General features: G+C 52.9%; 10 protein-coding genes. 9 read left to right on the top strand and 1 reads right to left on the bottom strand.

The window, feature by feature from the left end:
• The first annotated feature begins 198 nt into the window (after positions 1-198).
• Positions 199-933, top strand: coding sequence for a DUF6426 family protein (locus tag CWI35_RS06265; RefSeq protein ID WP_013146092.1), 735 nt, complete (start codon positions 199-201; stop codon positions 931-933).
• Positions 934-1,046: 113 nt separating this feature from the next.
• Positions 1,047-1,301: a hypothetical protein gene (locus CWI35_RS06260; RefSeq protein ID WP_013146091.1), complete on the top strand. Its 255-nt coding sequence runs from the start codon at positions 1,047-1,049 to the stop codon at positions 1,299-1,301.
• A 327-nt stretch (positions 1,302-1,628) separates the two neighbouring features.
• Here the strand turns inward: CWI35_RS06260 and CWI35_RS06255 are convergent, their stop codons facing one another.
• Positions 1,629-2,315: a Crp/Fnr family transcriptional regulator gene (locus CWI35_RS06255; protein ID WP_119877593.1), complete on the bottom strand. Its 687-nt coding sequence runs from the start codon at positions 2,313-2,315 to the stop codon at positions 1,629-1,631.
• 323 nt (positions 2,316-2,638) lie between these two features.
• Between CWI35_RS06255 and argC the strand changes: the two genes are divergently transcribed.
• From argC to argF, 7 genes are all read left to right on the top strand, one after another.
• A complete protein-coding gene (gene argC, locus CWI35_RS06250; protein ID WP_011230291.1) occupies positions 2,639-3,673 on the top strand; it encodes an N-acetyl-gamma-glutamyl-phosphate reductase in 1,035 nt (344 codons plus the stop codon).
• Positions 3,674-3,690: 17 nt separating this feature from the next.
• Positions 3,691-4,923 carry a bifunctional ornithine acetyltransferase/N-acetylglutamate synthase gene (gene argJ / locus CWI35_RS06245; protein ID WP_025039304.1) on the top strand — a complete coding sequence of 411 codons (1,233 nt, stop codon included), beginning with the start codon at positions 3,691-3,693 and terminating at the stop codon, positions 4,921-4,923.
• Between the two features lie 12 nt (positions 4,924-4,935).
• Complete coding sequence (argB, locus tag CWI35_RS06240) at positions 4,936-5,712, top strand: acetylglutamate kinase (RefSeq protein ID WP_023634234.1); 777 nt, start codon at positions 4,936-4,938, stop codon at positions 5,710-5,712.
• Entirely contained in the window at positions 5,709-6,869 is a 1,161-nt protein-coding gene (locus CWI35_RS06235) for an acetylornithine transaminase (RefSeq protein WP_025039305.1), read from the top strand. Before argB ends, CWI35_RS06235 begins: the two co-directional genes overlap by 4 nt.
• A gap of 88 nt (positions 6,870-6,957) precedes the next feature.
• Positions 6,958-8,022 (top strand): carbamoyl phosphate synthase small subunit, encoded by a 1,065-nt coding sequence (locus tag CWI35_RS06230; protein ID WP_025039306.1) that lies wholly within the window; start codon positions 6,958-6,960, stop codon positions 8,020-8,022.
• Positions 8,015-11,143: a carbamoyl-phosphate synthase (glutamine-hydrolyzing) large subunit gene (locus tag CWI35_RS06225; RefSeq protein ID WP_025039307.1), complete on the top strand. Its 3,129-nt coding sequence runs from the start codon at positions 8,015-8,017 to the stop codon at positions 11,141-11,143. Before CWI35_RS06230 ends, CWI35_RS06225 begins: the two co-directional genes overlap by 8 nt.
• Entirely contained in the window at positions 11,140-12,078 is a 939-nt protein-coding gene (argF, locus tag CWI35_RS06220; protein ID WP_013146083.1) for an ornithine carbamoyltransferase, read from the top strand. Before CWI35_RS06225 ends, argF begins: the two co-directional genes overlap by 4 nt.
• Positions 12,079-12,202 lie beyond the last annotated feature (124 nt).

The following is a 12,202-nucleotide window of genomic DNA, read 5'->3' as shown; positions in this document are numbered from 1 at the left end:
GACAAAAAAAACAAACAATTCAAATTTTTATTGACAATTTTAGTAAAGGCGAAATATAATCTAATTGTAAAATAAAGGTTAAAAAAAGGGGGTGCGAATAGTTGCCGTCAAAATGTTTCGCGCTTAGAGATAGTGGGCAGATCGCGTTGCTTGGCTGCTTTTGGAGGACATAATTTTTGTAATTGGAGAGAGGTTATAATGATAAAAGATCTTCTCAAATCAATCCTTTCTTTTTCGTTAGTTTTCGGTCTGTTGCTGGGTGGCAGTATCATCGCTTCTGCCGAAGAAGGGACTTCAAATGCAGGATGTTCACTCAGTAGCAAGACGAATGTGACAGTAAATGGGTTTTTAGATAGAGCGAAAGAATCGAGTGTGGTCGTATCTCAAAGCGGGAACAAGGTGGTTGAAATAACAGACCTAGAATTTCTTAAAAGATTAGAAACTTCTGTTCCTGGACCAAAAGGGAAAAAACTAGTTGGGGTTTCAATCGCATACACTCAAGCACAAGAGTCATCCCTTCCAGGGGATCGTCCTGTGGTGACTCCACAATTAGGAACGGGTTATTATCTAAAAAACATTACTACTAGTGAAGCATGTGGAACAGAAATAATAAGACAATCTACTTTTAAAGGACCATCAACAGCTACCATGTCTATAAAACAAGGGGTTTCTGCCACATGGTCATCGAACACAAATATAAGCGCTGAAACAGTTTCGGCAGCGTTGGGATTTAACGTAACAAAATCTTATGAAGTTACAGACACTTATCAAATTCAAGTTCCAGCAGGAAAAACCTATACCATAATAGCTAGACCGTATTACAAAGTTTATAACTTTGAAGTTTGGTACGACCCACTTATTGGATGGGATTCTAAAGTAGGGTATGGATATGCTGCTAAGCCTGTAGGGGTATGTTTTTATTACTATGAGTAATGTTCTGTGTTCCGTTATTTATAGAAATATTGAAGCAAGTTTCCTGATGGAACTTGCTTCTGTTTTTTGTGTTTCGTTTAAGCATAACGGATAGTTAAAAAGGGGGATGCAAAATGAATATTTTAAAAAGTCCAAACAAAATGAAGTTTGTTTCACTCGTTCTTTCTCTCATCGGATTGTGGTTGATGTTAAATAGTCCTGAATTAGGGAGTCGTTTTGCTTCATCCTGGGTTCGATCCATGGGGGGATCTGTGGATTCTCAAGAATATTTGCAAATGTTAAAAGAATATATAAGCACTTATAAAACGCTAGGGGGGATTTTTTTGTTTGTGGGCTTGTTTTCTTTTCTTAACGATCATCATCAGTAAACATCGTATTTGCCTACAGGGCAGCGAGAGGTGTGTATTTGCGCATTTTTTGTTATCTTTTTTAATGGAGACGATGGCCGTCTGAGTTGGATGGATCGCGATATAGTGAAGTAAGGTGCGGTGTGAATGATTGCTCCGAAAAGAGCAAAAAGGGGCTGACTCAAAAGCCCCCTTTTTGGTGAAATTTAACCGAAGTATGTGAAAGAGACCACCTCTGAAACCCTTGGTTTTACCGGGTTTTTCGTGGTGGCCTGTTTTTCCATGTCGCCCTAAATAGGAACATTACCGCTCTTTTGGGTCAGCTCCTTTTTTTGCCGCACCCGCCCGTCAGTCAATGCGGCACAGCTCGGGCGGGCAGCCTTCGCAGGCGATTTCGTCACGCAAATATTGCAAGTTGTGGACGCAAATTTTTCCTTTTTGCACGGAGATGACTCCTTTTTTCCGCAAGTCGCCGAGCATGCGGTTGACGACTTCACGGGCGGTGCCGCAAAAGTTGGCGAGCTCTTGGTTCGTCAGCGGCACGTTGATCAAAATGCCGTCTTCTTTCATCACGCCGTAGCTGTTGCACAGACGGATGAGCGTTGAATAGAGCGCTCCTTTTTTGCCGTGTAAAATCAAGTCGCGGAATTTCGTCTGCGTTTTGCGGAAATGGACGCTCATCCATTTCATGAGCTCGATCGCCAGCGTCGGATTGTTGGCGAGCTCTTGTTCGAGCCTTTCGCGCGGAATGGCGGAAACGACGCTGTCTTCGAGCGCTTTCGCCGTCAGCATGTAGCGGGCGCCAGGGCAAAACAGCGTCAGCTCGCCGATCAAATCGCCCTCGCTGCAAATGCGCAGCGCGAGCTCCCGTCCGTCCATGTCCATTTTGCTGATTTGGATTTTCCCCGATTGGATATAGTAAATGTCGTCTGCTTTTTCCCCTTCTTGAAACAAGTACGTTCCCTTCTCAAGGTGAAGATCGCGCCCAAGCGGTGTAAGCCACTTCTGCCATTCACGAGATTCAATCTCGTTCATTCGATCACAACCTTACGTAAAATGTATCGCTATATAAAAGTGTACAGGAAAAAAGAGGGAAGTCAATATAAGGATAGTGGAAAGATTGAAAACTTGTTGAACATCGATGGAATCGTTTGTGAAAGTCTTTGCATCCCGAGAACATGAGGGTGATGGAGTCAAGGATGCACCTTGGCTGCCGGGACAAATCGGTATTCGTTTCCCATAGACTTAGGGAGGGGCAAGAAAAAAATCCTCGAAAATTATTAAATATACATTTGATTTTATTTTTATACAGTATTATAATGAGAACTACATGAGGCATACGGGTGAGGGGGAACATGATGAACGTAGCCATTATCGGGGCGACGGGGTACAGCGGCGCGGAGTTGTTCCGCTTGTTGCACGGGCATCCGCATGTGAGCCGCTGCGACGTTTTCTCGTCGTCGCAGGACGGGGTTCATGTATCGGAAAGTTTCCCGCACGTCGGTTCGGTCGATGGTGCGGTGTTGCATAAACTTGAAATCGAGGCGCTTTCCCGTTACGATGCGGTCTTTTTCGCCACGCCGCCCGGGGTGTCCGGGGAGTGGGCGCCGGCGCTCGTGGATCGGGGAGTGAAAGTGATCGATTTATCCGGGGATTTCCGTTTGAAAGACGGAGCGGTGTACGAACAATGGTACGGACGCGAGGCGGCGCCAGCGGAATATTTGCAAAAGGCGGTGTACGGGCTGACCGAGTGGAATCGGGAGGCGGTGCGCGAGGCCGTGCTCCTATCCAACCCGGGCTGTTATCCGACGGCGACGCTGCTTGGCTTGGCGCCGCTTGTCAAAGAAGGATTGATTCAGGAAGATTCGATCATCGTTGACGCCAAGTCCGGCGTATCGGGCGCGGGGCGGAAAGCAGGGCTTGGGACGCATTTTTCCGAAGTGAACGAAAACGTGAAAATTTATAAAGTGAACGTCCATCAGCACATTCCGGAAATTGAGCAAACGCTGCAAACGTGGAATGAAGCGATGGAGCCGATTACGTTCAGCACCCATTTGATTCCGATGACACGGGGCATTATGGCGACGATCTATGCGAAGGCGAAACAACCGATTTCGCCAAACGATTTGGTAGATTTATATAAAACAAGTTATGAAGGTTCGCCGTTTATCCGCGTTCGCAAGGTCGGGCAATTTCCGGCGACGAAAGAAGTGTACGGCTCAAATTATTGCGACATCGGCCTCGCCTACGATGAACGGACGGGACGGGTGACGGTCGTGTCGGTGATCGACAACTTAATGAAAGGCGCTGCCGGGCAGGCGGTGCAAAACTTCAATTTGATGATGGGGTGGGATGAGGCCGAGGGCCTCCAATCCTTGCCGATCTATCCGTGAGGGAAGGGGAACGAACAATGACAGCGACGAAACAAACGGCGCAAGTAACGGCGGTCGCCGATGGAACGGTCGTCACGCCGAAAGGATTTCAAGCGGCTGGGGTGCACGCCGGGCTGCGCTATTCGAAAAAAGATTTAGGGGTTATTCTATGCGACGTGCCAGCTTCAGCCGCCGCTGTGTATACCCAAAGCCATTTCCAGGCGGCGCCGCTCAAAGTGACGCAGGCGAGCCTCGCTGTAGAACAAAAATTGCAGGCGGTCATCGTCAACAGTGCATGCGCGAACGCCTGCACCGGCGAGCAGGGGCTTCGCGACGCCTATGAAATGCGCGAGCTGTGCGCGAAACAGTTTGGCCTGGCGCTGCACCATGTGGCCGTCGCTTCAACGGGCGTGATCGGGGAATATTTGCCGATGGAAAAAATTCGCGCGGGCATCGAAAAGCTTGTTCCAGGGGCGACGATGGCGGATGCTGAGGCGTTTCAAACGGCGATTTTAACGACGGATACGGTGATGAAGCGCGCCTGTTACCAAACGACCGTCGATGGGAAAACGGTCACCGTCGGCGGGGCGGCGAAAGGATCGGGGATGATCCATCCGAACATGGCGACGATGCTCGCGTTCATTACGACCGATGCCAACATTTCTTCGGCGGTGCTGCATGATGCGCTCCGGTCGATTACCGATGTATCGTTCAATCAAATTACCGTCGATGGCGATACGTCGACGAATGACATGGTTGTGGTGATGGCAAGCGGTCTTGCCGGAAATGACGAGCTGACGCCGAATCATCCGGATTGGGAACACTTTTACGAGGCGCTGCGGAAAACGTGCGAAGACTTGGCGAAGCAAATCGCCAGAGATGGCGAGGGGGCGACGAAGCTCATTGAAGTGCGCGTGCGCGGCGCGAAAACGGACGATGAGGCGAAAAAAGTCGCGAAGCAAATCGTTGGCTCCAACTTAGTGAAAACGGCCGTTTACGGCGCGGATGCCAACTGGGGGCGGATCATCGGCGCGATCGGCTATGCGGACGCTGACGTTGATCCGGACAATGTTGATGTCGCGATCGGGCCGATTGTGATGCTGAAAGGAAGCGAGCCGCAGCCGTTCTCGGAAGAAGAAGCGACGGCGTATTTGCAACAAGAGACGGTCGTCATTGAGGTGGATTTGCACTTGGGCGATGGCTTCGGCGTCGCGTGGGGCTGCGACTTGACGTACGATTATGTGAAAATCAACGCCAGCTATCGGACGTAAGGAGAGAGAAAGATGGGGAAAACGGTCGTCATCAAATGCGGCGGCAGCGTGCTCGATGAGCTGTCTCCCGCCTTTTTTGCCAGCGTGAATATGATGCGGGAACAAGGGATGGATGTCGTCATCGTCCACGGTGGCGGGCCGGAAATCGGGCAAATGTTGAAAAAACTGGCGGTGCCGAGCGAGTTTGTCAACGGCTTGCGGAAAACGACGAAAGAGGTGCTTGCCGTTGTGGAAATGGTGCTCTCCGGCAAAGTGAACAAACAGCTTGTGGCGATGCTCAGGCAGAACGGCTTGCCGGCGGTCGGCGTTTCCGGTGTGGACGGGGGGCTGCTCGAAGCTGAACCGATTGACTTTGCTAAACTTGGCTATGTCGGCCGTGTGAAAACGGTTCGCTCCCGTCTTTTGCGCACGCTGCTTGAGGCGGGCTACATTCCGGTCGTTTCGCCGCTTGGCATCGATCAAAACGGGCAAACATACAACATTAACGCCGACACGGCGGCTGGGGCGGTCGCGGCCGCTATCGGCGCCAGCCAGCTCGCGTTTGTGACGAACGTGCCCGGCATTTTGCGAGACGGCGCGCTCGTGGCCGAGGCGACGGCGGAAACGATTGAACGACTGATCGAAGACGGCGTCATCACGGGCGGGATGATTCCGAAAGTGAAAGCGGCGCTGTCCGCCCTGTCCGATGCGCTGCCCGAGGTGATGATCGTCAGCGGCAAAACGACGTTTTACCAGAACGGAACATGGCACGGCACAACGATTCGCAAAGAAGTGGGGGTATATTTATGAGCGCGCTGTTTCCGACATACAACCGTTGGAAGATCGCCGCCCAAGCCGCGGAAGGGACGGTTGTGACCGATGTAAACGGAAAACAATATCTCGACTTTGTCTCCGGCATTGCCGTCTGCAATCTCGGCCATCGCCATCCGCACGTCCAAAAGGCGATTGAAAAGCAGCTGAATCAATATTGGCACGTATCGAACTTGTTTACGATTCCCATTCAAGAAGAGGTCGCGTCCTTGCTTGTCGCCCACAGCGCCGGCGACTGCGTCTTTTTCTGCAATAGCGGAGCCGAGGCGAACGAAGCGGCGCTGAAGCTGGCGCGCAAACATACCGGACGACACAAAGTGATCACGTTTTCCCAATCGTTTCACGGCCGGACGTTTGCGACGATGGCGGCGACCGGGCAGGAGAAAGTGCATAGCGGTTTTGGTCCGCTGCTTCCGGAATTCATTCACTTGCCGCTGAATGATGTCGACGCTCTCAAGCAGGCAATGAACGAAGAAGTGGCCGCGGTGATGCTTGAGGTCGTCCAAGGGGAAGGCGGCGTCCGCCCGGTGGATCCGGCGTTTTTGCAAATAGCGTCGGAGCTGTGTCAACAGCACGGGGCGCTTCTGATCATCGACGAAGTGCAAACCGGCATCGGCCGGACCGGAAAGCCGTTTGCTTACCAGCATTTCGGCGTGGAGCCCGACATCATCACCGTGGCGAAAGGACTTGGAAGCGGCATTCCGGTTGGTGCGATGATCGGCAAAGCGTTTTTGAAAGAGTCGTTTGGGCCTGGCGTGCACGGGTCGACGTTTGGCGGCAACCCGATCGCGATGGCCGCTGCCAAGGCGACGTTAGAAGTGGTGTTCGATCCGGTATTTTTGCAAGAAGTGCAGGAGAAAGGCCGCTATTTGCTTGAGCGCCTCCATGACGCGCTCGCCCCGCTTGACATCGTCAAGGACGTGCGCGGGCTCGGGCTGCTTGTCGGGGTCGAGTGCCAAACGGACGTCGCGCCGCTGTTGCCATTGATTCATGAAAACGGCTTGCTTGTCCTCTCGGCGGGGCCGAAGGTGATCCGCCTGCTGCCGCCGCTTGTGGTGACGAAAGCGGAAATCGATGAAGCGGTGGACATTTTAACAAACGTGTTGAACAACGCCAACGCCTCAGCTGTCTTGTAAACGGACGGCCGATGGCTTAATTTTTATTCCTGTTCATGCATAAAAATTCTTGAACGGTTATAAAAACTCAAACGATGAGGTGGCGCCAATGAAAGCGTACTTGCATGTGGCGAGCGGAAAAACGTTCAGCGGCGAGCTCGCCGCTCCGCTTGAAGAAAAGGTGAGCGGGGAGATCGTTTTTTTCACCGGCATGACCGGTTATCAAGAAGTGTTGACCGACCCGTCGTATAAAAACCAAATCATCGTTTTTACGTACCCGCTGATCGGCAATTATGGCATTAATGAAGACGATTTTGAAAGCAAGCGGCCGCACGTCGAAGCGGTCGTCGTCTACGAAGCGAGCGGCACAGGATTTCATTACGGGGCGAAATACAGCTTGGCAGAATACTTGCAGCATTGGAACATTCCGCTTCTCACGCACGTGGACACGCGCGCCCTTGTGAAAGAAATCCGCACCGCTGGGACGATGATGGCGGAATTAAGTTTGTCGCCGATTCCAGCAGTTGCTGATGAGGAAGCGGCGTTTCCAGTGCGCGCGGTGTCAACGAAAACGGTCGAAACATACGGCGAAGCCGGGCCGCATTTGGTGCTCATCGATTTCGGCTATAAAAAGTCGATTTTGCAGTCGCTCCTTGCACGCGGCTGCCGGGTGACGGTCGTGCCGCATGATACGGCGCCGGAAGCGATTGACGCGCTGAAACCGGACGGGCTTGTCCTCTCGAACGGCCCGGGCGATCCGAAACAGTTAAGCCATCAGCTTCCCGCTATCCGTCAGCTGATCGACCGGTATCCGACGCTTGCGATCTGCCTTGGCCATCAGCTTGTCGCCTTAGCGTACGGAGCGGATACGGAAAAACTCCGCTTCGGGCACCGCGGCGCCAATCAGCCGGTGTGGGACGCCGGGAAGCAAAAAGTGATGATGACATCGCAAAATCATAGTTACGTCGTCAAAGAGGAAAGCTTGGCGGGCAAGCCGTTTGACATCCGCTTCATCAACGTCAACGACGGCTCGGTCGAAGGCATCGTCCATCGCCATAAACCGATTTTGTCGGTGCAATATCACCCGGAGGCGCATCCGGGGCCGCAAGATACCGGCTATATTTTCGACGAATTTTTGCAAACCGTGTTCAAGGGAGAGAACGTGTATGCCTAAAGATTCTTCGCTTCAGTCGATTCTCCTGATCGGGTCGGGGCCGATTGTCATCGGCCAGGCCGCCGAGTTTGATTATTCCGGCACACAAGCGTGCATCGCCTTAAAGGAAGAAGGATACCGCGTCATTTTAGTGAACAACAATCCGGCGACGATCATGACCGATGAAGTTCATGCCGATGCCGTGTATTTTGAACCGCTCACCGTCGATGCGGTCGAAGCGATTATTGCCAAAGAACGCCCGGACGGGCTGCTCGCCACGTTCGGCGGCCAGACAGGGCTCAACTTGGCGTTTCAGCTGCATGAAGCCGGCGTGCTTGAAAAGTATGGGGTGAGACTGCTCGGAACACCGATTGAAGCGATCAAGCGCGGGGAAGACCGCGAAGCGTTCCGCGCGTTAATGCATGAGCTTGGCGAACCGGTGCCGGAGAGCGAAATTGTCACAAGCGTTGAGGAAGCGGTCGCGTTTGCCGAACAAATCGGTTTTCCGATCATTATTCGTCCTGCGTATACGCTCGGCGGGACGGGCGGCGGCATTGCCGAAAACATGGAGCAGTTTCTCGCGCTCGTGGAGAAAGGGCTGGCCGAAAGCCCGATCCGCCAATGTTTGATCGAACGGAGCGTCGCCGGGTTTAAAGAAATTGAATACGAAGTGATGCGCGACCAGTCGAATACGTGCATCACGGTTTGCAATATGGAAAACGTCGATCCAGTCGGCATCCACACGGGCGATTCGATCGTCGTCGCACCGTCGCAGACGTTGACCGATGAGGAGTACCAAATGCTCCGTTCGTCGGCGGTGAAGATCATTTCCGCATTAGGGATCATCGGCGGCTGCAACATTCAGTTCGCCCTTGACCCGAACAGCAAACAATATTACTTAATCGAAGTCAACCCGCGCGTCAGCCGCTCGTCAGCGCTCGCCTCGAAAGCGACCGGCTACCCAATCGCCCGCATTGCGGCGAAGCTGGCGGTTGGCTATACGCTCGCGGAACTCGTCAATCCGGTGACGAAAACGACGTACGCCAGCTTCGAGCCGGCCTTGGACTACGTCGTCGTCAAGTTTCCGCGCTTGCCGTTTGACAAGTTCCCGCACGCGGACCGGAAGCTCGGTACGCAAATGAAAGCGACCGGAGAAGTGATGGCGATCGATCGCAATATGGAGCGGGCGTTCCAAAAAGCGGTGCAGTCGCTCGAAGGAAAAAACAACGGACTGTTTTTGCCGGAGCTTTCGACGAAAACGAATGACGAGCTGAAACAGCTGCTTGTCGACAAAGACGACCGCCGCTTTTTCGCCATGTTGGAACTGCTCCGCCGCGGGGTGGCGGTCGAAGCCATTCACGAATGGACGAAAATCGACCGCTTTTTCCTTGCTTCGTTCGAACGGCTCGTGGCGCTCGAAAAACAGGCGGCAGCCACCACGATCGATACGATCGATGAGCCGACGTTGCGCTTCTTGAAAGAAAAAGGGGCAAGCGACGCCTTTTTGGCCGAAACGTGGGGCGTGACGGAGCTTGATGTGCGCAACAAGCGGAAGGAACTTGGCATCGTGCCGTCATACAAAATGGTCGACACGTGCGCGGCCGAATTTCATTCGGAAACGGATTATTACTACTCAACCTATTTCGGCGAAGACGAGCGGAAGAAAGCGAGCGGCAAGGAGAAAGTGCTGATCATTGGAGCTGGACCCATTCGCATCGGCCAAGGCATTGAGTTTGACTACAGCTCCGTTCATAGCGTGTTCGCCTTGCAAAAAGAAGGCTATGAAACGGTGATGATCAACAACAATCCGGAAACCGTCAGCACGGACTTTGCCGTCGCCGACCGCCTTTACTTTGAGCCACTTACCTTAGAGAGCGTCTTGGATGTCATTGAAGCGGAACAAATCAAGCATGTCATCGTTCAGTTTGGCGGACAGACGGCAATCAATTTGGTCAAAGGACTCGAAGAAGCAGGTGTGCCGCTGTTGGGCGTCACGTACGATATGATTGACCAGCTTGAGGATCGCGATCGTTTTTACCAGTTGCTTGAGGAGCTTGACATCCCGCACGTACCGGGCTTGATGGCGAACAACGCCGAGGAGCTCGCCGCCAAAGCGGCCGAGATCGGCTGCCCGGTGCTGCTTCGCCCGTCGTATGTCATCGGCGGCCGCGGCATGTTTATCGTCCATAGCGAGGCGCAGCTCGCCGCTTTGATTGAGCAAGGCGAGTTGACATATCCGATTTTGATCGATGCGTATTTGGACGGGAAAGAGGCGGAGGCCGACATCGCCACGGATGGGACGGACATTTTACTGCCGACGATTATCGAACATGTCGAAAAAGCCGGCGTCCACTCCGGCGACAGCTATGCTTGGCTGCCGGCGCAGACGCTCACAGACGAAGAAAAAGCGAAAATCATCGACTATGCGGGTCGGATTGCGAAAAAACTTGGCTTTAAAGGAATCATGAACATTCAATACGTCATTGCGGACGGCAATGTATACGTCCTGGAAGTGAATCCGCGCGCCAGCCGGACGGTGCCGATCGTCAGCAAAACGACCGGCGTGCCATTGGCGCAAATTGCGACAAAGTTATTGCTTGGGAAATCACTCGTCGACATCGTTGACGAAAAAGCTCGCGGATTGGAGGTCATGCCGTACGCCGTGTTAAAGTATCCGGTCTTTTCGACCCATAAGCTGCCGGGGGTTGACCCGATGGTTGGACCGGAGATGAAATCGACCGGTGAAGGCATCAGCATCGCCGCGACGAAGGAAGAAGCGGCGTACAAAGCGTTTTACGCGTACTTGCGAAAGAAAGCAAACGCCAATGAAATGTATGTGATTGGCGGCATCGATGAGACGCTGGCCGCGGAAATCGAAGCGAAACAGCTTGTGATCGTGTCAGATGTCCCGTTTGCCGATTGGGTGAAGCGCGACACGGCGCTCGCGGTGATCAACTTGGGCAAAGAGGAAGACGAGGCAAACAAACGAATGACTGCGTTGTCCCGACAATTGCTCGTCTTCACGGAACGTGAGACATTGAAGCTCTTCTTGCAGGCGCTCGATGTGGATCATCTTGATGTGCAGCCGATCCACGGCTGGTTGGAAAAGAAAAAACAGGCAGAACAGGCGGTGATCGCATGAATGCAGTGATGTCATTAAAAGGGAGAGATTTTTTAACGCTGCTCGATTTTTCAACAGACGAAATTATGGACTTGTTGGCGCTAGCAGCCGATTTAAAAGCGAAACAAAAAGCCGGCGTGCCGTATGCGCCGCTTTCCGGCAAAACAATGGCGATGATTTTTGAAAAGCCCTCAACGCGCACGCGCGTGTCGTTTGAAGTCGGCATGATCCAGCTTGGCGGCCAGGCGATGTATTTAAACGGCAACGATTTGCAGCTTGGCCGCGGTGAAACGATTGCGGATACGGCGCGCGTCTTGTCGCAATACGTCGATGTCATGATGATTCGGACGTTTGCCCATCAAAAAGTCGAGGAATTGGCCGAGTATGCGTCCGTTCCGGTCATCAACGGCTTGACGGACGATGATCATCCGTGCCAGGCGCTGGCGGATTTGCTGACGATTTACGAAGCGAAGAAAACGTTCCAAGGCGTCAAACTCGCCTATGTCGGCGACGGCAACAACGTCGCCAACGCCTTGCTTGCGGCCGCAGCCAAAGTGGGAATGGATATTTTCATTGCCTGTCCGCCAGGCTATGAGCCGAAGGAGGAATACGTCGAGGCAGCGCGCCAGATCGGCGAGAAAACCGGAGCAACAGTTGTTGTGACGCACGACCCGCTTGAGGCAGTGGCCGGAGCGGATGCGATTTATACGGACGTATGGACGAGCATGGGCCAAGAAAGCGAAAGCGCCGAGCGGCTTCAAGTGTTCCAGCCGTACCAAGTGAATGAAGAGCTCGCCAAAGCGGCCAAACCCGATTACCTCTTTTTGCATTGCCTGCCGGCCCATCGCGGCGAAGAAGTGACGGCCGGCGTCATGGACGGCCCGAACTCGGTCGTATTTGAGCAGGCCGGCAACCGGCTTCATGCCCAAAAAGCGATTTTAGTGTCGATCCTATAGGAAAAAGGAATTCCCGTTTCGGGAGTTCCTTTTTCGTTCTTTGCAAGGAAAAGGATTTTCATGAGAAAAAACGTTTTTATTGTGAAGGCTTGACGCTCCGTGTGCGGCGGCCCCATCATTTCCC

This window comes from [Bacillus] caldolyticus, from assembly GCF_003595605.1.
Taxonomy (GTDB): domain Bacteria; phylum Bacillota; class Bacilli; order Bacillales; family Anoxybacillaceae; genus Geobacillus; species Geobacillus thermoleovorans.
Note: the sequence above shows the minus strand (reverse complement) of the source record. Positions and strands in the feature narration are given on the sequence as shown.

Excerpts from the sequence above, each read along its gene's own strand:
- CWI35_RS06265 (WP_013146092.1), top strand. The coding sequence starts at position 199 with ATGATAAAAGATCTTCTCAAATCAATCCTTTCTTTTTCGTTAGTTTTC.
- CWI35_RS06260 (WP_013146091.1), top strand. The coding sequence starts at position 1,047 with ATGAATATTTTAAAAAGTCCAAACAAAATGAAGTTTGTTTCACTCGTT.
- CWI35_RS06255 (WP_119877593.1), bottom strand. The coding sequence starts at position 2,315 with ATGAACGAGATTGAATCTCGTGAATGGCAGAAGTGGCTTACACCGCTT.
- argC (WP_011230291.1), top strand. The coding sequence starts at position 2,639 with ATGAACGTAGCCATTATCGGGGCGACGGGGTACAGCGGCGCGGAGTTG.
- argJ (WP_025039304.1), top strand. The coding sequence starts at position 3,691 with ATGACAGCGACGAAACAAACGGCGCAAGTAACGGCGGTCGCCGATGGA.
- argB (WP_023634234.1), top strand. The coding sequence starts at position 4,936 with ATGGGGAAAACGGTCGTCATCAAATGCGGCGGCAGCGTGCTCGATGAG.
- CWI35_RS06235 (WP_025039305.1), top strand. The coding sequence starts at position 5,709 with ATGAGCGCGCTGTTTCCGACATACAACCGTTGGAAGATCGCCGCCCAA.
- CWI35_RS06230 (WP_025039306.1), top strand. The coding sequence starts at position 6,958 with ATGAAAGCGTACTTGCATGTGGCGAGCGGAAAAACGTTCAGCGGCGAG.
- CWI35_RS06225 (WP_025039307.1), top strand. The coding sequence starts at position 8,015 with ATGCCTAAAGATTCTTCGCTTCAGTCGATTCTCCTGATCGGGTCGGGG.
- argF (WP_013146083.1), top strand. The coding sequence starts at position 11,140 with ATGAATGCAGTGATGTCATTAAAAGGGAGAGATTTTTTAACGCTGCTC.